The following is a 22943-nucleotide window of genomic DNA, read 5'->3' on the forward strand; positions in this document are numbered from 1 at the left end:
GCCGCCCCCGCTTCCGTCCCGGGGTGTCGCCGGTCGGCATCCCGGCCCTTCGCCGGTGGTCCTGATCCGTCGTCTCGGCACCGGCCCGGCCCCACGCGGCACTCGATGACGCTGCCGTGCCTGGGGCACCGGACGCATCCGTCGTCGAGCGTGCCTCCGGACAGCGGGCCCACGGGGTGACCGCGCAGCTCGGCAGGCGTCGCGGGCGCGGCCGCGGCCGGACCGAGGCCGACCAGCAGGTCCGCCTGACGGTTGAGGCCGGGACGCGGGTCCGTAACGGCGGCGGACGGCCTGCTTCCGACGGGCACCCGCACCGGCAGCGGGTGCGTGGCGTGCCCGAACCGTGTGCCGTGCAGCAGGTCCCGGCCGCATCCCGGCGGCAGGGACCGTATCCCTGCCCGGAGCACGTCGGTCACCGCGTCCGCCCGCGGCTCCCGTTCCCGTCGGCCGCGCGGCCCCTGGGCCCGGTTCTGCCGCGTCCAGCGGCGTGGCGTGAGGCTCATGGGCAGCCGGGTCCCCGCCGGGGCCGGCGTCAAACGAGGGCGCAGTGCCGACGAGGACGGGGGACATCAAGCGGGACGTGCTCAGCGCCCCAGGGGCACGGGGCCCACGCCCGGCACGTGTGTGCGTCGGCATCGCGGCTCAGCCCTTATAGCCGTATGCGTATATGACTCACGAACGGAGGCCTACGATGCTCCGGAGCCGCTCAACCCGCTTACTGGGAACGGTACTTGCGCTCGCCTTCCTGCCGCCGTCCGGCGTGGCCGCGGCCGACCCGGCCGATTCCGGTCGGACGCGCGCCGACCACCGCGCCTCTCGTGATCCGGCTCTGCAGGAGCTCGCCGACCGCACCTCCTTCGGCCCGTCCGAGGCCGGGGCGTCGGGCACCCTCGTGACCACCGCGGCCGACACCGCGCGCTTCTACCGGGCCCTGCTGCGCGGGCGGCTGCTGCCCCCGGCCGTCCTGCGCCGGATGCTCGACGACACCGTCCCCACGACGCACGCGCCACGGCCCGCCGTCGGCTACGGCCTGGGGATGTACGTGTACGCCACGGACTGCGGCCCCGCGTACGGCCACGGAGGCAGCGCCGCCGGATATCTGACCTACGCCCTCAACAGCCGCGACGGGCGGAGCCAGGTCGTGGCGCACACCAACTGGAATCCGTTCGACGCGGGGACCGACGAACCCTTTTGGGCCGCTTTCCAGAAGGGGTACTGCGGCAAGCGGCGGTGACCCGCACGGCAGGCGTCCGTGATGTGCCCGTGTCTGCCTGGTTTCCTGCTGGGTTAGGGTGCGGGCATGTCACGGGCTCCCCCGTCGAGGCCCGCGTGGACCGCGTCGGCGCAGCCGCCGGAGCCGACGAGCACCTGATCCCGGTCCGCGACGGCGGCGAAGGACCGGCTCCTCGTCCAGTCCGCACCACTCCCCCGCGAGAGGCCCATCGCATGTCCACCCGTACCGCTGTGCTGGCCGGAGCCACCGGCCTCGTCGGCAGCCACCTGCTCACCCGTCTGCTCGCCGACCCGCGCTACACCCGCGTCACCGTGCTCACCCGCCGGCCCCTCACGCTCACCCACGCCCAACTCGACATCCGTCACGTCGACTTCGCCCACCTGGACGACGCCGGTGTGCCCGCGAGTGACGACTTCTACTGCACCCTCGGCACCACCATCAAGAAGGCCGGATCCCAGGACGCCTTCCGCACCGTCGACCAGCACTACACGGTGGCCGTCGCCCGCAGCGCCCACCGGGCCGGAGCCCGGCGCGTCGCCCTGTGCTCCGCCGTCGGCGCCGATCCCGCCGCCAGGACCTTCTACCTCCGCGTCAAAGGCGACACCGAACGCGAGATCGCCTCCCTCGGCTACGAGCAGGCAGAGATCTTCCGCCCTTCTCTGCTTCTCGGCCCCCGTGCCGAGAAGCGTCCCGGTGAGCGCGCCATGACGGCGCTCGCGCCGCTGGTCACGCCCCTCCTGGCCGGCCCTCTGCGCCCGTACCGCCCGGTGACCGCCGACCGCCTCGCGGCCGCCATGGTCGCCTCCCTCGCCACAGCCGCACCGGGTACCCGCGTCCACACCCACCGGGCCATCACCGAACTGGCAGCCCGCTGACCGCACGGCCTCCGGGGCGCGCCGCCGGGGAAGGCGGACTGTCGCCCGTGCTCAGGGCGCCTCATCCGGCGGTTCGCGTGGTCCGGGAGCGGGCGCGGCAGTCGGTCGGCACGATGTTCAGGGCGTGCTGATCCCGGTCTCCGCACGGAAGAGGCGGGACAGGTGCCGGGGGCTCACGCCTGCGGCGCGCGCGAGCTCGACGAGATCGGAACCGGTGCGCGGATCGGCCCCGAGAGCGTCCATCGCCCCGCGGACCACCGGGTGGTGGACGCCGGTCGGTGCGAGGCGGAGGAACGCACCGGAGCAGACCGCCGCGACCCGGCGGACAGGGGCCGCCAGGTCGCAGGTGAGGCCGACGAGTTCGGGGTCGTCGAGGATCGTCGGCACGAAGTCGCCGCGCCGGAACCGGGGACGTAGCGGGCGAGGACGTCGGCCTTCACGGTGCCGGAGGCGGTCTCGGGCTTGGGGGCGACGCCGTCCTCGGGGCGGACGCTTTGCGCGGCACCGTCCACCCTGGCAACGCGGTCGGCCTGCGGCCGTGGCCGTAGGGCCAGGTATCGCACAGATGCGGGCATCGGCTCCCTCCGGCGTACGCACCGGGTCGCCTCGGAGGGGCCGAGCTCGGCCGCCGGGGCGCGGGCGCCCCGGCGGCCGACGTGTCACTCGTCGACGACCAGGCGGGACACCTCCTGCGCGCGGTCCTTGACGAAGTAGTGCCCGCCGCCCTCGATCACGTCGAGGGACACGTCGTGGGCGTAGTGCTCCCAGGCCCGGTAGCCGGTCGCGTAGCCGTCGGTGAGCGGGTCGGCGCCGCCGATCACCACGCGCACCGGGGTGCGCAGCCGCTCCCAGCCGTCGGCGGCCTCGCGGTGGAACCGGGAGCCCTCCAGCATGTCGTGGCGGACGACGGCCAGAACGCGGCGCCGGTCTCCGTCGTCCAGGGCGCCGGAGAAGCCGCCGATGGCACTCAGGCCGGAGAAGAGCTCCTCGTCGCCGGTCCGCTCGGTGAGCTGGTCGTCGCTCGGCGCGTCCTGCGGGTAGGCGGCGCCCAGGACGATCCGCGACGGGGCGGCGCCCCGGTCCTCCAGGAGGCGGGCGACGAGGACGGCGAAGAACGTGCCGGCGCAGTGCCCGTACAGCGTGAACTCGCCGGGGACCCGCTCCGTGATCTCCTTCGCGACCCTCTCGGCGGTCTCGGCCCAGGGCTCAAGGCGCTCGTCGGGGCGCACCGGGTCGTGCCCCGGCAGCTCGGCGGCCCACAGGTCGACGTGGGCGGGGAGGTGCCCGGCGAGGGGCTGGTAGGCGGTGGCGTTGCCGCCGCCGTAGGGGATGCAGACCACGGTGTGTCCGGGGGCGCTGTCGGCGGCGCGCCCCGGGGTCAGCCGGTGCAGCAGTGCGGGCGTGCCCCGCGTCGCCTCCAGCGAGGCGAGGCGTGCGGCCAGTTGCCGTGGGGTGGGGTTCTTGAAGACCTCCACCACGGGCAGTCCGCGGCCGATGGCGCGGGCCAGGGTCACCGCCTTGAACGAGTCTCCCCCGGCGTCGAAGAAGTCGTCGTCGACGCCGACGCCGTCCGGGTCCCTGTCCAGGACCTGCCCCCAGGCACGGACGACGTGGAGCTCCAGGGCGCCGCTGGGCCGCGCGGCCGCGGGGCCCGACGCGGTGCGCCCGGGCGCGGGCAGGGCCGCGCGGTCGAGTTTGCCGTTGCCGGTCAGCGGGATCGCGTCGAGCGCCACGAAGGCCGCGGGAACCATGTAGTCGGGCAGGACGGCACGCAGTTCGGCGCGGAGCACGGCGGGCTCGGGCAGTCCCTCGGGCCCCGCCGGGACCGCGTAGGCCGTGAGGGCCTTGTCCCCTGCGGTGTCGACCCGGACGACGACCCGGGCGTCGGCGACGTCGGCGCGCGCGAGCAGCGCCGCCTCGACCTCGCCGGGCTCGATCCGGAAGCCCCGGAGTTTGATCTGGTCGTCCGAGCGTCCGGCGTACTCCAGCTGCCCCCGCGGCGTCCACCGGGCCAGGTCGCCGGAGCGGTACAGGCGGCTGCCCGGCGGCCCGGACGGGTCGGCGACGAACCGCGCCGCCGTCAGGTCCGGGCGGTTGAGGTATCCGCGCGCGACCTGGTCCCCGCCCACGTACATCTCGCCCACGACTCCGGCGGGCACGGGCCGCAGCGCGCCGTCGAGGAGGCGCACGTCGAGGCCGGGCAGGCCGACGCCGATCGCGGAGCCCGTCGCGTCGCGCACCAGGTCCGGGCCGAGGGGGCCGTGGGTGACGTGCACGGTGGTCTCCGTGATGCCGTACATGTTCACCAGGCGCGGGGCGTCGGCGGCGTGCCGCTCGTACCACTCGGTGAGGCGTGGCAGGTCCAGTGCCTCACCGCCGAACACGACGGTGCGCAGCGCGAGGCGGCGGCCCGTTTCGGGGTTCTCGCGGTCCGCGCGGATCAGCTGGTAGAAGGCCGACGGGGTCTGGTTGAGGACGGTCACCCGCTCGCGTACGAGCAGCGCGAGGAAGTCCTCCGGCGACCGGCCGACCTCGTACGGGACGGTCACGAGGCGGCCGCCGTGCAACAGCGGCCCCCACAGCTCCCACACCGAGAAGTCGAAGGCGGGCGAGTGGAACATCGTCCACACGTCGTCGGCGCCGAAGGCGAACAGGTCCCGCGTGCGGGTCATCAGGCTGAGCACGTTGCGGTGGGTGACCAGGACGCCCTTGGGCCGGCCCGTGGAGCCCGAGGTGTAGATGACGTAGGCCGCGTCGTCGGGGCGTTGGGCGCCGCGCTCGCCCGCGTCCAGGTCGTGGGCGGGCAGCGCGGCGAGGGCCGCGGCGGTGTCGGGCGTGCCGAGGACCAGGCGCGGCCCGTCCAGCAGCCGGTCGGCGAACGCGGCGTCGGTGACGACGAGTTCGGGACGGGCGTCGCCGAGCGTGTACGCGATGCGGTCGGCCGGGTGGCCCGGGTCGACCGGCACGTACGCGGCTCCGGTCTTCAGGATCGCGAGGATCGTGACGACCAGGTCGGTGGAGCGGGGCAGCGCGACGGCCAGCATCGTGCCGGGGCGGGCGCCGTGCCGGCGCAGCAGGCGGGCGAGGCGGTTGGCGGCCGCGTTGAGCGCCGCGTAGTCGAGCGTGACCGCGTCCGCGGTGACGGCGGGCCGGCCGGGGTGGGCGGCCGCCGTCGCCTCGAAGACCTGGTGCACCGTCAGGTCGGGGACGGGGGCGCCGGGGCCGCCCGCGCGGGACCAGTCCCGCAGGTGCCGCCTTTCCTCTTCCGCCAGGACGTCCACCGCGCCGATGCGCTGCGCGGGGTCGGCCACGAGCTGTTCCACGACCCGCACGAAGCGGTCGGCGAGGCGCTCGGCCGTGCTGCGGTCGAAGAGGTCCGTGGCGTATTCGAGGTGGCCGACGATGCCCTGTCCCGGCAGCGCCGCCAGGTTGAAGAACAGGTCGAACTTGGCGGTGCGGCCGCGCAGCGGCTCCAGGCCCACCCGCAGACCGGGCAGCGCGAAGTCCTCGCGGGCGAAGTTCTGCCAGGCGAGCACCGCCTGGGTCAGCGGCGCGTAGGCCGTGGACCGCTCGGCGCTGACGACGTCCACCAGTCGTTCGAACGGCACGTCCTGGTGGTCGTACGCGCCCAGTGACGAGGCGCGGACCTGGTCGAGCAGGTCCAGGAAGGCGGGGTTGCCCGCCATCCTGGCACGCAGGACCCAGGTGTTGACGAAGAAGCCGATGAGCTCGGTGAGGTTGTCGTCGGTGCGGTTGGCGATGGGGGAACCGATGGCGATGTCGTCACCGGCGCCGTGCGCGTGCAGGAGCACGGCGAGCGCGGACTGGAGCACCATGGACGCGGTGGCGGAGCGGCTGCGGGCCAGCTCCTCCACGGCGGCCGCCGTGCGCGGGTCGAGCGTGAACTCCACCACGTCGCCCCGGTGGCTCGCGACGCGGGGCCGCGGGCGGTCGGTGGGCAGCTGGAGGGGCTGCTGGAGGCCTTCCAGCTCCTCCTTCCAGTAGTCGGTCTGGGCGGCGAGGAGGCTGTCGGGGTCGTTCTCGGAGCCGAGCAGCTCGTGCTGCCACAGGGTGTAGTCGACGTACTGGACGGGAAGTTCCCGCCAGCGCGGCGGCTCGCCGCGAAGCCGCGCGGTGTAGGCGGCGGACAGGTCCCGCACGAGCGGCGCGAACGACTCTCCGTCGGCGGCGATGTGATGGGCCATCAGCAGCAGGACGTGGTCCTGCTCGGCCAGGCGCAGGAGCGTGGCGCGGAGCGGGATCTCGGCGGCCAGGTCGAAGGGCCGCGCGACCGTCGCGGCCAGGGCCTCGTCCAGGCCCTGCGGCGTGACGTCGACGACGGGCAGGTCGATGGTGAGCGGCCCGGCGTCCAGGACGTGCTGGCGGGGCTCGCCCGCGGCGTCCTCGGGGAACACGGTGCGCAGGCTCTCGTGGCGCACCACCACGTCGCGCAGGGCCGCGGCGAGGGCGGCCACGTCCACCGTGCCGGTCAGGCGCAGCGGGAACGGCGCGTGGTACGTGGTCTTGTCCTCCTCGAACTTGTCCAGGAACCAGAGCCGTCGCTGCGCGAAGGACAGCGGAACCGTCTCCGGGCGCCGGGCGGCGCGCCGCAGCGCGGGCCGGGCACGGGCTCCCTCGGGCAGGTGCCCGGCGAGTTCGGCGACCGTGGGCGCGGCGAACAGGACGCGCAGCGGCACCTCCACGCCGAGGACCGAACGCACCCGGCCCGCGAGGCGGGTGGCGAGCAGGGAGTGGCCTCCCAGGTCGAAGAAGTCGTCGTCGACGGTGACCCGGTCCAGGCCGAGCACCTCGGCGAACAGGCCGCAGAGCAGCTCTTCCTGCGGGGTGCGCGGGTCCCGTCCGGGGGCTGCCGGGGCGCCGCCGGAACGGGAGGTCCCGGCCGCTCCGGGTGCGACGCGGGCGCCGCGGCGCTCGGCCCGGGCGCGGGCGCGGGCGCGGGCGCGGCCGAGGTGGTCGAGCTGACCATCGGCGGTCCAGCGGGCGATGTCCCCGGTGCGGTACATGCGCGTACCGGCCGGTCCGAACGGGTCGGCGACGAAGTGCCCGGCGGTCGGGGCCGGGCGGCCGAGGTAGCCGCGGGCCAGGCCCGTGCCCGCCAGGTACAGCTCGCCGGGCACTCCGGGCAGCACGGGCCGCAGGGCCGCGTCCAGGACATAGGCGCGGGTGTTGTCCGTCGGCTGCCCGATCGGCAGCGGGTCGGGCACGCCCGTGGCGCCCGTGACGGCGTGGGCGGTGGCGAAGGCGGTGGCCTCGGTGGGTCCGTAGCCGTTGACGATCCGGAGGTCCGGGCAGGCGGCGAGGACGCGTGCCACGGCGGCGGCCTGCACCGCGGCGCCGCCGGTGCGGACCGCGCGCAGGCCCGCGAGGCTCTCCGGCGCGCTCTCGGCCAGCGTGGAGAACTGCGCCGCCGTGAGGAACACCGCCGTCAGGCGGTGCGCCGCGACGAGGCCGGCGAGCGCGGCGGGGTCCGGGCGGCCGGGCGGGGCGACGACGACGGTGCCGCCCCGCAGCAGCGGGATCCACAGCTCGTAGGCAAAGGCGGTGGGGTCCTGCCCCGGGGCCGACAGGACCCGCTCGTGGGCGCCGCCGTCGTCACGGCGGTCCAGGGCGCGGCTCACGAGGGCGCGGTGGGTGGTGCCGACGGCCTCGGGCGTGCCGGTGGGGCCGGACGTCCACAGCACGGCGGCGAGCTGGTCCGGGTGTCGTCGCCGGCTCGGTGCCCGGTCGGCGGCCCGCGCGACCTCAGCCGCCGCGGCGGGCTCGTCGAGGACGAGGAACGGACAGACGTCCCGCGGGAGTCCGGCCGCGCCTGCCGCGTCGGTGAGCACGAGGACGGGGCCGGTGCCGCGCAGCGCGGAGGCGCGCTGCTCCGCCGGGTGGTCCGGGTCGAGCGGCACGCAGGCGCCGCCGGCCTTCAGGATCGCGAGCACGGCGACGACCAGGTGTTCCGAGGGCGGCAGCGCGAGGCCGACCGGCGCGTCCCGTCCCACCCCGCGTGCGGCGAGGACGTGCGCGAGCCGGTTGGCGCGGGTCTCCAGCTCCGCGTAGGTCAGCCGCCGTGCGCCGAAGGCCACCGCGACGGCCTCCGGTGACGTGGTGGCCCGCTCGGCGAGCAGCTCGTCCAGGGTGCGGTCGGGCAGCGCCGTCGCGGTGTCGTTCCAGGTGGTCAGGGGCCGGTCCCGGGCCGTTCCCGCGAGGACGTCGACGGCGCCGACCGGGGTGTCGGGGTCGGTGGCGAGGCGGCTGAGCACCGCCGCGTACGCGGTGGCGATGTCGCTCGCCCGGTCGCGCTCGAAGAGGTGGTGCTGGTACTGGAGGCCCACCTTCAGGTGGGGTTCGGCGAGGGCGACGACCATCATCGGGTAGTGGGTCCCGCTGAGCGGGCTGAGCCCGGTGATCCGCACCCCGGCGGCCGAGGTCGCCTCGGTGATGCCCGCGGCGTCGACGGGGTACGACTCCAGGACCACCATGGTGTCGAAGAGGGTGCTGAGGCCGAGCGACTGCTGGATGTCGAGGAGGCCGTGGTGCTGGTGGTCGAGCAGGACGCCCTGCCGCCGGTGCAGTGCGGTGAGGACCTCGCGCAGGGTCCGCCCGGGGGCGCAGTCGACGTACACGGGCAGGGTGTTGATGAACAGGCCCACCATCGAGTCGGCGCCGGAGAGCTCGGGCGGGCGGCCGGAGACGGAGGTGCCGAACACCGCGTCCCGGCGTCCCGTCAGGCCCGCGAGGAGCACCGCCCAGGCGCCCTGCAACACGGTGCTGACCGTGACGCCCGACTCGGTCGCCGCCCGGGCGAGGGCACGTGCCGTCTGCGGGGACAAGGGCACTTCGATCATTCCGATGCCCGCGCTGTGGCCGTCCGCGGGCGCGTCGGGCGCCAGCAGGGTGGGTTCCCGGAGCCCGGCGAGTTCCTCGGCCCAGGCGCGGGCGGCCGCCTGCTGGTCCTGGCCCGCGAGCCAGGTCAGGAAGTCGCGGTAGCCGCGCGCGGGAGGCAGGGCCGTGCCGTCGCCCGCCGCGGCGTACAGACGCGGCAGCTCCTGCATCAGGAGCGGCATCGACCAGCCGTCGAACAGTACGTGATGGGCGGTCAGGACCAGTTCCCAGCGCTCCGCCTCCAGCTTGACCAGGGTGAGGCGCAGCAGCGGGGGCACGGCCGGGTCGAAGTGCGCGGCGTGGTCGGCGGCCAGGAAGCGCTTCAGCTCCTCGTCGCGCCGCGGCGCGTCCAGCGCGCTCAGGTCGACGAGCCGCCAGGGCAACGGCACGTCTCGGGGGACGAGTTGGCGCCACTCCCCCGCCTCGTTCTGGGCGAAGGCCACGCCGAGGTTCGGGTGGCGGTCGAGCAGGGCCTGTCCTGCGGCGCGCATGCGCTCGGGGTCGACCGCTCCGGACAGGTGGAAGGTCAGCTGCATGTGGTAGGCGTCGAAGGACGAGGTGCCGGTGAGCAGGCTGTGGAAGAGCAGTCCGGACTGCATCGGGGTCAGCGGCCACACGTCCGCGAGCCCGCGGTAGCGCCGTTCCCACGTGTCGAGTTCGTTCTGGTCGATGTCGACGAGGGTGGTGTCGGACGGGGTGAGCCCGCCTGCCTCGGGGCGGGCGCTGTGTTCGGCGAGGGCTGCGAGGGCCCGGTGCCACAGGTCGGTGAGCTCCGCGACGTCGTCGTGGGAGAGCAGGTGTTCGGGGAAGCCGAGGCGGGCCTTGAGGCGGGGGCCTTGGGGCGTGTCGCTGACGTAGGCGTTGATCTCCAGGGCGGCGAAGGCGGGCAGGTCCGCGTCCGGCTCCGGGATGAGGCCCGTGGTGCCCGGGCTGGTGGTGAAGCCCAGGCCGTGGAGCTCGTCGGGCATGTTGGCGGCCGCGGTGAGGTGGCCCAGGTAGTTGAAGGAGATCTGCCCGGTGGGGTAACGCCGCAGGACCTCGGCGGTGTCGGGGTTGAGGTGGCGGAGCAGGCCGTAGCCGATGCCCTTGTCCGGGATCGCCGCGAGCTGTTCCTTGACGGCCTTGACGGCGTCGCCGGCGGCGGCGCCGCCCGCGAAGGCCTCGTCCAGGTCGATGCCGCGCACGTCGAGGCGGACCGGGAACATGCTGGTGAACCAGCCCACGGTGCGGGACAGGTCGGCGCCGGGGACGGCCTCCTCCTCACGGCCGTGGCCTTCGAGGCTCAGCAGGAGCGAGGCCTCGCCGGTGCCGCGCCGTGCGCGCCACCGGGCCACGGCCAGGGCGAGGGCGGTGAGCAGGCCGTCGTTGACGCCGCTGCGGAACGCGGTCGGCAGGGTGGTGAGCAGCGCCCGGGTGAGGGGCGTGGGCAGGTCCAGGTGCACGTGCCGGACCGTGGCCGTGACGTCGACGGCCGGGTCGAAGGGGCGCGGCCCCAGGGCGGGGTCGGGATCGGCGAGGATCCGGCGCCACAGGGCGAGTTCGCCGGTGCGCCAGGGCGCGGCCGCCTCTTCGGTCAGGGCGTGCGCCCACCGGCGCACCGAGGTGGCGACCTCGGGGAGGCTCGGGGTGCGGCCGTCGCGGACCTCGCGCCAGGCGGCGGCCAGGTCCGGGAGCAGGATGCGCCAGGAGACGCCGTCGACGACCAGGTGCTGGAGGACGAGGGTGAGGCGGCCCGCGGTGTGCGGGCCCGCGTCGAACCACACGAGCTGGACCATCGTACCGGCCGTCGGGGCCAGCCGTCCGGCGGCGGCGTCCGCTTCGCTGCGCGCGCGGGCGTGCCAGGTCTCGTCCCACACGCCGTCGCAGGGCACGCGGTGGATGAGGGCGGCCGCGTCGACCGTGCCGGGCGCGGCCACCTCGATGCCCGCCTCGTCGCCGGGCACCAGGGTCGAGCGCAGGACGTCGTGCCGGTCGAGGACCGCGGCGACGGTCGCGACCAGGCCTGCCTCGTCGATGCCGACGGGCAGGTCCACCGTCGACGCCATGGCGAACCGGTCGTGTCCGCCGCCGAGTTCCAGCAGATGGCGGCCCGCCGGAAGGAGGGGCATGAAGCCCACGCCGCCGCCGTCGAGCTCTTCGAGGGCGGACGTTCCCTGCCCGTGGTCGGCCGCCTCGGCCAGGGCGGCCACGGTGCGGCATTCGAAGATCTGCCGCGGTGTGACCTCGACGCCCCGCGCCTTGGCGCGGGAGACGACCTGGATCGAGCGGATGCTGTCGCCGCCGACGGCGAAGAAGTCGTCGTCGACGCCGATCCGTTCCCGGCCGAGCACCTCCGCGTACGCGGCGGCCAGGATCTCCTGGACGGGGGTGCTCGGGGCGCGGTAGGCACCGGCGGCGAACTCCGGCGCGGGCAACGCCTTGGCGTCGACCTTGCCGGTCGGGGTCAGGGGGAACCGGTCGAGCAGGACGAACACGGACGGCACCATGAATTCCGGCAGTCTGGCGGCCGCGAACCTGCGCAGTTCGCGCGCGGACACCGTGCCCGCCAGGTCCACGTCCATCTCGCCGAGGCTTTCCACGCCGCCGATGTCGGCGGTGCCGGTGTCGGCCGGCACCACGTAGCCCACCAGACGCGGGTCACCGGCCCGGTCCTTGCTGACGGTGACGACGGCCTGGGCGACGCCCGGGTGGGCGGCGAGGGCGGCCTCGACCTCGCCGGGTTCGATGCGGATGCCGCGGATCTTGATCTGGGTGTCGGCGCGGCCGAGGTAGTCGAGCTGCCCTTCGGTGTTCCACCGGGCGAGGTCACCCGTGCGGTACATGCGGGCTCCGGGCGACCCGTAAGGGTCGGGCACGAAGCGCTCAGCGGTCAGGCCCGGGCGCCCGAAGTAGCCGCGCGCCAAGGGGCCCGCCACATACAGCTCGCCTGTCACACCCTGCGGTACGGGGCTCAGGCCGGGGCCGAGCACGTAGGTGCGCATGTTGCCCAGGGGCCTGCCGATCGGCGCGTTCGCCGCTTCCGGCGCGTCGGTCGCGGTGGGGTGGGCGGTGGCGTAGAAGGACTCGGTCTGGCCGTAGGCGTTGACGACGCGTACACCGGGGATGGCCTCGCGCACGCGGCGCACGAGGGCGGCCGGGAGCGCCTCGCCGCCCGTGACGACGGCGTCGGCGCGGACGTGCGTACCGCACCGGTCGAGGAACGCGGCGAGGACGGAGGGAACGGCGCTGATGAGGCCGCCGTGCCAGCCGCCGCGCTCGGCGACGGCCAGGATGTCGGGCACCACCTCGACGGTGCCGCCCACGGCCAGGGTCGTGATCGTCTCGAAGACGGAGACGTCGAAGTTGACGGAAGTACCGGCGAGGGTGCGGGTGCCCGCGTCGATGCCGATGACGTCGGCCAGGCCCAGGACGCCGTTGACGACCTCGCGGTGCGTGATGACCACGCCCTTGGGCGTGCCCGTCGAGCCGGAGGTGTACATCACGTACGCGGCCTGCGCGGGACGCGTCCGAGCGGGCCGCACGTCCGGACCCGGGCTCGCGAAGTCCACGTCCCCGAACAACAGGCGCGGGACACCGGTCTCCGGCAGGACGTCGGCGGTGCCCTGCTCGGTGAGGACGAGGGCGGGCCGGGCGTCGTCGAGGATGAAGTCCAGTCGGGAGCTGGGGAACCGCGGGTCGATCGGCACGTAGGCGCCGCCCGCCTTGAGGATGCCCAGCATGGCCACGACCAGGTCGGCCGTGCGGGGCAGCGCGAGGCCGACGACGGTTTCCTGGCGTACGCCGCGGTCGGTGAGCTCACGGGCGAGCCGGTCGGCGCGGGCCTCCAGCTCGGCGTAGGTGAGGTGCTGGTCCTCGAAGACCACTGCCACTGCTTCGGGAGCGGCTGCCGCACGGCGTGCCACCAGTTCCGGAACGGTCAGCTCGGGCGTCTCGACGGCCGTGTCGTGCACCGCGCCGAGGACCGCCTGCCGCTCTTCCGGTGCCAGGAGGTCGGTCGTGGCCGCGTGGGCCGCGGGCGCGTCGACCATGTGGCGCAGGACGCGCACCAGCCCGTCGGTGAGGCGGCGCACCGTGGGGGCGTCGAACAGGTCGGTGGCGTACTCGATGGCGCCCCGGACCTCGGAGCCCCGCTCCGTGTCGGTCTGGACGAGGTGGACGTACAGGTCGAAGCGCGCCGTGCCGGTCCTGGCCCAGATCACCTCGGTCTGGTCGATGCCCGGCAGGTCGAGTTCGGCGCGGTCGGTGTTCTGCCAGCCGAGCATGACTTGGAAGAGCGGGTGGTAGGCGGTGGAGCGCTCGGGGTTGAGGATGTCCACCAGGCGCTCGAACGGCGCGTCCTGGTGGTCGTAGGCGGCCAGGGCCTTGCGCTGGACCTGGGCGAGGAGGTCCTCGAAGGACGGGCTGCCGGAGAGGTCCGCGCGGAGCACCCAGGTGTTGGCGAAGAACCCGACCATGCCGTCGGCGGCGTCGTCGGTGCGGCCCGCGATCGGTGAGCCGATCGGGATGTCGTGGCCGGCGCCCAGTTGGTGCAGCAGTGCCGCGAGGGCCGTCTGCATCACCATCGAGACCGTGACGCCTCGGCTGCGGGCCAGCGCCTCGGCCTCGCCGAGCAGGTGGGTGTCGATGGTGAACTCGACGCGGTCGCCCCGGTGGCTGGGGCGGGAGGGCCGGGGCCGGTCGGCGGGCAGCGCGAGGGGCTGCGGCACCCCGTCCAGCTCCTGCTGCCAGTACCCGGCCTGGCGGGCCAGGAGAGCGTCCGGGTCGTCGGGGTCGCCCAGTTCGTCGCGCTGCCACAGCGCGTAGTCGGCGTACTGCAACGGCTGGTCGTGCCAGTGGGGCTCCTCGCCCTTGACCCGTGCGGCGTAGGCCGTGGAGACGTCACGGAACAGCGGCGCGAACGACTGGCCGTCCCCGGCGATGTGGTGGACCACCAGGGACAGGACGTGCGTCTCGGGCGCGCAGCGCAGGATCCGCACCCGCACCGGCAGGTCCACGGCCAGGTCGAACCGGTACTGGGCCGCCCGCGCCACCGCTTCGTCCACGTCGGCGGCGGCCGTGTCCTCGACGGGGACGTCCAGGCGCGTGCGGGCCTCCGCCGCGTCCAGGACCCGCTGGAACGGCACGCCCTTCGCGTCCTGTCCGTAGACCGTGCGCAGGATCTCGTGGCGCACGACCACGTCCGCCACCGCCGCGGCCAGGGCACCGGTGTCGAGCGCGCCGCGCAGCCGCAGGCTCATGGGGATGTTGTACGTCGCCGAAGGGCCCTCGAAGCGGTCGATGAACCACAGGCGCTCCTGGCCGTACGACAGCGGGACCCGGTCCGGGCGGTCGTCGCGTCGGCGCAGCGCCGTGCGCTCCCGCCCGCCCTCCCGCACCCGGGTGACGAGGCGCGCCACCGTGGGGAAGTCGAACACGTCACGGATCGCCACCTCGGCGCCCAGCACGGCGCGGATGCGTCCCGCGAGCCGCATCGCCAGCAGGGAGTGCCCGCCCAGGTCGAAGAAGTCGTCGTCGATGCCGACCTCGTCGGCGCCGAGGACATCGGCGAACAGGCCGGTCAGCACCTCCTCCTGCGGGGTGCGCGGAGCCCGGCGGGCGGTGTGGCCGCTCGCTTCGACGGCTGGAAGCGCCTTGTGGTCGAGCTTGCCGTTGGGGGTCAGCGGCAGGCGTTCGAGGCCGACGAACCGCGCGGGCACCATGTACGCGGGCAGCCGCTCGGCGGTGAAGGCGCGCAGCTCCGCGAGGGCCGCCCCGCCGTCGCCGTCGAGCGGTACGACGTAGGCGACCAACTGCCGTGTGCCGTGCGCCTCGGGGGCGGTGACGACGGCCTGGGCGACGCCCGGGTGGGCGGCGAGGACGGCCTCGACCTCGCCGGGTTCGACGCGGATGCCGCGGATCTTGATCTGGGTGTCGGCACGGCCGAGGTAGTCGAGCTGCCCTTCGGTGTTCCACCGGGCGAGGTCACCCGTGCGGTACATGCGGGCTCCGGGCGGCCCGTAGGGGTCGGGCACGAAGCGCTCGGCCGTCAGGCCCGGGCGCCCGAAGTAGCCGCGCGCCAGAGGGCCCGCCACATACAGCTCGCCCGGCGCACCCTGCGGTACGGGGCTCAGGCCCGGCCCCAGGACGTAGGCGCGCATGTTCCCGAGGGGAGTACCGATCGGGGCGCTGGAGGTGCCGCCCCGGCTCGCGTCGACGGAGGCCGACGTGGAGGCGGAGGCGGAGTGGGCGGTGGCGTAGAAGGACTCGGTCTGGCCGTAGGCGTTGATCACGCGTACGCCGGGAACGGCCTCGCGCACGCGCTGCACGAGGGCGGCGGGGAGCGCCTCGCCCGCGAGCACGACGGCGTCGGCCCGGAGGTCCCCGCCGCATCGGTCGAGGAGCGCCGCGAGCGCGGAGGGGACGGTGCTGATGACGCCGCCCTGCCAGCCGCCGTGCTCGGCGACGGCCAGGATGTCGGGCACCACCTCGACGGTGCCGCCCACGGCCAGGGTCGTGATCGTCTCGAAGACGGAGACGTCGAAGTTCACCGAAGTGGCGGCGAGGGTGCGCGTGTTCGCGTCGATGCCGACGGTCCCGGCCAGGCGCAGCACGCCGTTGACGACCTCGCGGTGGGTGACGGTCACGCCCTTGGGCGTGCCGGTCGAGCCGGAGGTGTACATCACGTACGCGGCCTGCGCGGGACGCGTCCGAGCGGGCCGCACGTCCGGACCCGGGCTCTCGAAGTCGACGTCGTCGAGCAGCAGTCGCGGGGTGCCCGCGAGGGAGAGGGCGTCGGCGGTCCCGGCGTCGGTGAGGACGAGCGCGGGCCGGGCGTCGTCGAGGATCCGGTCGAGGCGTGTGCTGGGGTACTTCGGGTCGATCGGCAGGTAGGCGCCACCGGCCTTGAGGATGCCCAGCATGGCCGCGACGAGGTCGGTCGAGCGGGGCAGCGCGAGGCCCACGAGCGTCTCGGGGCGCACTCCGCGGTCGATGAGTTCCCGGGCGAGCCGGTCGGCGCGGGCCTCCAGCTCGGCGTAGCTGAGGTGCTGGTCCTCGAAGACCACCGCCACCGCGTCCGGAGCCGTAGCGGCCCGCCGCGCCACCAGCTCGGGGACGGTCAGCTCGGGCGTCTCGACAGCCGTGTCGTTCACCGCGCCGAGCACCCGCTCGCGCTCCTGCGCCCCCAGTACGTCGACGGAGCCGATCGGGGCCTGCGGATCGCGCGCCACGCCGCTGATGAAGGCGACGAGGGTGGCGGCGAGGCGGTCCACGTCGTCCGGGCCGTACAGGGTGCTGCTGGCGTCCACGCGGACGTACAGGTCGCTCCTGGCGCGGCCGTCGTAGTAGATGCCGAAGTGCAGGTCGTCGATGGCTCCCCAGGACGAGCCGGGTTGCAGGGACGCCCTGGCGCCGTCGAAGTCGACCGGCCTGACGAAGGGAAGAATGTTCAGGGTGGCGCCGAAAGGACTGGCGACCGACTCCTTCTCGAGCGCCGCCCCGGCACCGAGACGGATATCGGAGACCTGGTGAGTGGAATGCTCCCGTACGCGCTTCAGTTCGTCGGAGAGCGCGTGCGCCAAGTCGTGGAACCGCGTCGACAACGGCGCGTGCGCGCGCACGGGCAGAAGGGTCGCCTGAGAGCCGTAGAAGGATCTCGCTGCTTCGGTGCGGCCAAGACCCGTCATGGAGAAGGTGAAGTCCTGGCGGCCGCCGAGGTGCCGGAAGAAGACGGTGGCCGCCGCGGTCAGAAAGGCCGGCATGCGCACGTTGACGGAAGCGGCGGCCTTGAACCACACGCTCGCTTCCGCTGCGGGAACCGCCACGGTGCGGTGGAGCGCGCCGGGGCGTTCCGAACTCCGTTCCCCCGGAATGCGCAGGGCGTCGGGCGCGTCCGTGAGATAGGACCGCCAGAACGCGGCGTCCTCGGTGAATTGCGGGGAGTTCCGATAGCGGAGGTCTTCGAGGTGGATCTCCTCCGGGCCGCTCTCCGGGCGTTCCGGTATCGCCGTGCCCTGCCGCAGGGCCCGGTAGCACTCCGCCGTCCGCAGCGGCAGGAGCTGACCCAGTGTGTAGCCGTCGGCGACGATGTGGTGAGCGGCGAGGATCAGCAGGTGGCGCGACGCGGAGAGGCGGATGACCCCGGCCCGGAACAGGAGGTCGTGCTCCAGGTCGAACGGCTCCCGCTCGATGGCGTCGGCCCTGGCCCGGCCCGATGCCTCGGGATCGTCGTCATCGCTCACGTCGTGGAAGAAGGGCGCCCAGGCGTCGTCGTCCTCCCGGACCACTTGCCGCAGCTCGTCGTCCAGCTGCCGGAAGTTCACCCGTGCCGCGCTGTTCTCGCGGAAGACGATCCGCAGCGCGGTACGCAGCAGCTCGCCGTCGACCTCCCCCTCGATGAGCCATCGAGAGGCCGGGATGATGGGCATCTCCGGCGTGATTTTCTGAGCCAACCACAGGCTCTTCTGCGCTTCCGAAACGCTGAAGGACCGCAACGCATCCAACTCCCTCGTCACTGCACGTCAATAGAAGAAAGACATCAACGGGTTCGAGACAGGGAAAGAGGAACCAATGCCGCTCGACCCACCCCCACGAAATCCCTTTGCGGGATTGCACAGGCGAGGGGCCACCCCCCGTACCTTCAGCGCATGTTCCCCGCGGCCGGGCCGCTCAGGATGAGCCCCGGATCCGAATCCCCCATTCCGGAACTCCCCGCCCGTCCGAACGGTGGGCGGAAGTCGATGCCACGTGAAGGTAGCGAAGAACCTAGCTCAGCCACCGCTACGGGTACAGCTCCCGCTCGATTCCCCCGGCAACTCCCATATGCGCGGACGGGTTGCGTCCCGGCGACAGTACAGCGAAATGCCCCGGGGCCCTTCTGACACGTCTCCGCTATGGACGAACGCCCAGGAGTTCGGGTCGCCGGTCCCCGCAGCCAGGTATCCGCACACGTGCCTCGGCCCGTCTCCCGAGTCAGGTGCGCATCGGGAGACGGACCGAAGTGTCCGCGCAGTGTGCGGTGTGCGCGTCAGCTCCGGGTGACGACGTTGCCCTTCCTGGCGGCGCCACGGGGCGCGCCGGGCCGGGCGGCTTCCGGTCACGTCAGACATAGAGCCTCATCGGTCCCGCGCCCGCCGGACAGCGGCCCCTTTGGCTGCTGCGCTATTCGGTCCCGATGGCTGTGAGGACGGGGGTGCATGCGGCGCGGCGGGCCGGCCACAGGGAGGCCAGCAGGCCCGCGCATGCGGCCAGGGCGAGCAGGACTGCGAGGCGTAGGGCTGGCACGCTGTGGTGGTAGCCGGGGAGGTGCTGTGCGATCAGTTCGCCGGCGGTCCGGCCCAGGAGGATGCCCAGGGCAGCGCCGAGCACGCCGCCGAACACGGCGATGACGAGGGATTCGGCGCGGATCATGCCGCGCACTCCCGCCCGGGTGAGACCGATCGCCCGCAGCATGCCGAGCTCGCGCTGCCGTTCGGCGACGGACAGGGCCAGGGTGTTGATGATCCCCAGGAAGGCCACGGCGAGGGACAGCGCGAGCAGGGCGTAGAGGAGGTTCAGCATGCGGTTGGTGCTGTCTGCGGCTGCGTGGGCCAGGTCGTCGCTGCTGTCGATGTGCAGGGCGGGGCTGTCGCCGAGGGTGTGGGTGAGGGTGCGCCGCAGTGCGGGGCCGGGATGGTCGCGGGTGGTGAGGAAGACCTTTTCGACGGCGCCGGTGGAGACGGGCAGAGTGGCGGTGTCGATGAGGATGCCGGTCAACAGGGTGTTGGGCTCGTACACGCCCGTCACCGTCAGCTGGACGGGCTGCCTTCCGGGGAGCTTGGTGGGCAGTCGGCTCCCTGGCCGCCACCCGTGGGCGCGGGCGTCGTCTGTGGTCACCAGGACGTTGCGGCCGCCGAAGGTGTCGGCCGATCCGCTGGTGAGGTGCAGGCGCAGCATGCCGGGTATGGCGGTGGCGGGCAGCGCCAGGGCGCTCTGCGGGGTCTGGTCGATGGTCAGTTCCGCCTCCCGCATCGCTGCGGCGGCGGTGACGTCGGGGCTGGCGGCCAGGCGTCGTTCGACCGTGGGGGACAGGTGGCCGAGGTCCCGCATGGAGACGACGTAGTCCGCCTTGAGTACGTGCGCGCTCTGGGCGTCGGCCGCGGCGAGGCCGCCTGCCGCGATCATGGTGAGGGCGCTCACGAGGCTGACGCCGATGACCAGGGAGGCGGCCGCGGCGGCGGTGCGGCGCGGGCTGCGGGCGCTGTTGCGCGTCGCGAGCTGTGCGCTGACCCCGCTTCTGGCCAGGAGCGGGCGGGCCAGGGCGAGCGCCGGTTGGACCAGCGTCGGCAGGAGAGCCAGGAGGCCTCCGGCCGTGAGGACGGCTCCCAGCGCCAGGACTGGCGCGCCGTCCTGGAGGCGGGTGGTTCGGGTACCGGCCAGCAGGGCGGTCGCGCCGCCGCCGGCCAGGAGGAGGCCGATGGCCACGCGCTGCCTGCTCGCGCGCTCGTGTGCCGGGACGTGGGCGGTGCGCAGGGCCGCCAGCGGCGCGATCCGGGCCGCCCGCCGCGCGGGCAGCCAGGCAGCGACCAGCGTGGTCACCACTCCGGCCAACAGCGGAAGGAGCAGCGCGTACGCGGGCAGGCTCAGCGCCCCGCCGGAAGGCAACGGACCGCTCTTGCCCAGGCCGCTGGAGAGGGGCCGCAGGCCTTCGGCCACACCGATGCCGACCGCGACGCCCGCCAGGGAGGCGACGAGTGCGACCAGGAACGCCTCGGCCAGGACCAGGCGGGTGACTTGGCGGCGGGTGGCACCGACCGCCCGCAGCAGCCCGATCTCCCGGGTCCGTCGCGCGACGAGCATGCTGAAGGTGTTCGTGATCAGGAAGCAGGAGATGAACAACGCGACGGCGGCGAAGGACAGCAGCGTGGCCCGCAGCCCCGCCACCGCGCTCTCCCCGGCCAGCGCCTGGTCATGGGCGAGGAGGGCCGCCGTCAGCGTGCGTGTGCCCGGGAGCGTCTTCTCGACGGCCTGCTGCAGCCGCTCGGCCGACACGCCGGGCGCGGCCGTCACCTGGAGCTCGCTGAAGTGGCCGCGTCCGGTGAAGTACCGCTGTGCCGTCGCGGTGTCGAACAGCACCAGGCTGCCGCCCCCGGTGACGGCCGGTTCGGCCCAGGTGGTGAAGACGCCGCTGACGCGGGCGGTGAGACCGGGCCCGTCCACCGAGATCCGGGCGGTGTCCCCTGGCTGGTAGCCGCACCGCGCGGCGCTGGCCTGATCGATGGCGATCTCACCGCCTCGGGCGGGCGGACGGCCCTGGGTGAAGCGGTAGCGCGGGTCCACGGTGCCGTTCCCGGCCGACCCGCCGTAATTGCTTCCCTGGGTGGGGCCACCGCGGTCGGCCGAACGGCCGTCCGGGCAGCCGAGAGCCGTGGAGCCGGAGGCGACGGCAAGGACGCGCCCCGCCCCGGGAAGGCCTTCGACCCGCCGCAGATCGGCCTCGGACAGGGACGCAGAACGCTTGCCGGAGGCCGTGGCGGCACTGCTGTCATCGGGGCGGATCACCACATCGGTGTGGGCGAACGTCTGCCGGTGGGCCCCGGTGAGCGCGTCGGAGACCGTGGCGGTGAACAGCAGGATCCCGGTGAGGAAGGCGACGCCCACCGTGACGGCCAGCGCGGTCAGCGCCACGCAAGAGGTGTGGGCGCGTACGTTGCGCCACGCGGTACGAAGCATGAGCGGAGTCCTGGTGTGACAACGGCGGCCTCGACGGTCGCCTCGGAGAAGCGGGGAAAGAGGGTCAGCGTGGCCGCCGGGTGTCGAGATCGTTCACCCGGTTTGCACGGACGGGGCCATGGGCTGCTCCAGCTCGTCCACGTCCGCCCCCGACGATCCTTGCGAGGCTGTCCGGCTGCGCGGATCGACCAGATGACCGAGGGCTGCCGGGCGGCCCGTGCAGGCGCTCGGTCAAACGGAGGAGGCTGACCAGCGGCGAGTCGGCGTACGGTGGGCCGCCATGACCGCCATCCCGGCCCGCGCCGTCCTCGCCTCCTGGGCCCCCGCCCGCCGTGGCCTGGTCATCGGCGTCGCCACACTCGCCCTGGCAGCGATCACCGCCGAGGCCCTGGACACCGGCTTCGTGCCCACGACTGTCGCCACCATCGTCGTCGGCCTGCTGTGCCTGGCCGCGCTGCTCGCGCCGCCCGAGCACCTGACGCGCACGGGGTGGAGTGCGGTCACCGCCTCCGCGGTCCTGTCCCTGGTCACCGCCCAGTTGCCGTACCGGCCGGAGCACACCCCCGGCATGGCGGAGATCGGCATGCTGCTGCTGATCGTCACCCGCGCGGTGCGCCATAAACCCCTGGGGCGGATGATCCCGCTCGTCGCCGCCGCTTGGCTCGCCGCCCCGCTGGTGCTGCTGCGCCTGCCCGGTACCGAGCATGTCCGGGCTGCCAAGTACGGCGTGCCGTTCCTCTTGCTCGCCGCCCCCGTGGTGATCGTCCTCGGCCTGTACCTGCGTCTGCTCGACGCCACGCGCGAGCGGGAGAAGAACGCCCGCCTGAACGCCCAGCGCCTGGAGTACGCCCGCGAACTGCACGATTTCGTCGGCCACCACGTCACCGCCATCACCGCGCAGGTCAAAGCCGTGCGCTTCACCACGGCCGCCGGACACCCGCCCACCCCCCAGGCCCTGGACGAGGCGCTGGCGAACATCGAGGACGCCGCCCTCCAGGCCACCGACTCCATGCGGGCCATGGTCGGCCTGCTGCGCCAGCCGGACCGCTCAGCTCCCCTGCACGCTCCCCAAGGCCTGCGCAGCCTGCACGACCTGGCCGACTCCCTGCGCGCATCGGGCCCCGACGTCTGCCTCACCCTCGATCCCCGGCTGGTGGCGGCACCTCCGGCGGACCACATAGCGTCCGCCGTCCACGGCATCGTCCGGGAGGCGCTGACCAACATCCGCAAGCACGCCGCGCACGCCGACCGCGTGGCCGTCGACGTGCGCGAGTCGGCCACCGAACCCGGCCTGCTCACCGTGTGCGTCACCGACAACGCCCCCGCGGCCGCTGCCGACACCTCCTCGCAGCAGGGCCGGACCGGCTTCGGCCTCGTCGGGCTGCGCGAGCGCGTCCACGCCCTGGGCGGTGATCTGACGGCGGCACCGGGGCCGGTCGGCGGCTGGCAGGTCGCCGCCCGCATCCCCCTGACGCGTACCGGGCACGGGCACCCGTCCTGACGCCTGGCACGATGGGCGCCATGATCCGTATCCTCCTCGCCGACGACCAGGCCACCGTGCGTGCCGCGTACCGGATGATCCTCGACTCGCAGCCGGATATGGAAGTCGTCGGCGAAGCGGCGGACGGAACAGCAGCCGTGGCCCAGGCCCGCCTGCTGCGCCCCGATGTCTGCCTGCTCGACATCCGCATGCCCGGCATGGACGGCCTCGAAGCCGCCCGCCTCCTGGCCGGCCCGGAGGCCGAACAGCCCCTCAAGGTGGTCATGGCCACCACGTTCGACCTCGACGCATACGTCTACAGCGCCCTGCACAACGGAGCGTGCGGGTTCGTCCTCAAGGACTGCTCACCGGCCCTGCTCATCGAAGCCGTCCGCGCAGCCGCCGCAGGCGACTGCCTCATCTCGCCCTCCATCACCGTCCGCCTTCTCCAGCACATGGCCCACACGTCGCCCGCACCGCAGCAAAAGCAACCGGCAACCCCCCTGAGCCCGTTGAGCGAGCCGCTCACTCCCCGCGAGCAGGACGTCGTCGCCATGGTCGCCAAAGGCCTGACCAACGAGGAAGTCGCTGCGGCCCTCTACGTCACCCTGTCCACCGTGAAGACGCACCTCGGCAACGTCCAGCGCAAACTCGGCGCCCGCAACCGCGTCGAAATCGCCGCCCTTGCCTGGCAACACGGCATGACCTGAAGCTCCCGCCCGGGCGGGGCACCGCAGAACCGGAAGCGCGCGAGGCTGTCCGGCTGAGGCCC

Annotated in this window: 8 protein-coding genes; 4 read left to right on the top strand and 4 right to left on the bottom strand. The window is 73.9% G+C overall.

From position 1 onward, the window contains the following. Positions 1–691 precede the first annotated feature (691 nt). The gene (locus AC5WAM_RS06510; protein WP_495521927.1) at positions 692–1234 is read left to right on the top strand and encodes a serine hydrolase; all 543 of its coding nucleotides are present in this window, start codon (positions 692–694) and stop codon (positions 1232–1234) included. A 53-nt stretch (positions 1235–1287) separates the two neighbouring features. Here AC5WAM_RS06510 and AC5WAM_RS06515 read toward each other — a convergent pair whose 3' ends face one another. Beyond that, a complete protein-coding gene (locus AC5WAM_RS06515; protein WP_495521928.1) occupies positions 1288–1443 on the bottom strand; it encodes a hypothetical protein in 156 nt (51 codons plus the stop codon). Between the two features lie 3 nt (positions 1444–1446). On the opposite strand from AC5WAM_RS06515, the gene AC5WAM_RS06520 reads away from it, so the two are divergent. After that, positions 1447–2109: an NAD(P)H-binding protein gene (locus AC5WAM_RS06520; protein ID WP_495521929.1), complete on the top strand. Its 663-nt coding sequence runs from the start codon at positions 1447–1449 to the stop codon at positions 2107–2109. A gap of 117 nt (positions 2110–2226) precedes the next feature. Here AC5WAM_RS06520 and AC5WAM_RS06525 read toward each other — a convergent pair whose 3' ends face one another. From AC5WAM_RS06525 to AC5WAM_RS06535, 3 genes are all read right to left on the bottom strand, one after another. After that, positions 2227–2496 (bottom strand): AraC family transcriptional regulator, encoded by a 270-nt coding sequence (locus AC5WAM_RS06525; RefSeq protein WP_495521930.1) that lies wholly within the window; start codon positions 2494–2496, stop codon positions 2227–2229. A 272-nt stretch (positions 2497–2768) separates the two neighbouring features. After that, complete coding sequence (locus AC5WAM_RS06530) at positions 2769–17495, bottom strand: non-ribosomal peptide synthetase (RefSeq protein WP_495521931.1); 14727 nt, start codon at positions 17493–17495, stop codon at positions 2769–2771. Between the two features lie 646 nt (positions 17496–18141). Further along, positions 18142–20691 (bottom strand): ABC transporter permease, encoded by a 2550-nt coding sequence (locus tag AC5WAM_RS06535; protein WP_495521932.1) that lies wholly within the window; start codon positions 20689–20691, stop codon positions 18142–18144. Between the two features lie 280 nt (positions 20692–20971). Here AC5WAM_RS06535 and AC5WAM_RS06540 point away from each other — a divergent pair, with 280 nt between their 5' ends. Together AC5WAM_RS06540 and AC5WAM_RS06545 are read left to right on the top strand one after the other, a co-directional pair. Next, entirely contained in the window at positions 20972–22192 is a 1221-nt protein-coding gene (locus tag AC5WAM_RS06540; protein ID WP_495521933.1) for a sensor histidine kinase, read from the top strand. 11 nt (positions 22193–22203) lie between these two features. Continuing rightward, positions 22204–22881: a response regulator gene (locus AC5WAM_RS06545; protein WP_495521934.1), complete on the top strand. Its 678-nt coding sequence runs from the start codon at positions 22204–22206 to the stop codon at positions 22879–22881. Positions 22882–22943 lie beyond the last annotated feature (62 nt).

This window comes from Streptomyces sp. JLYT201 (genome assembly GCF_059448825.1).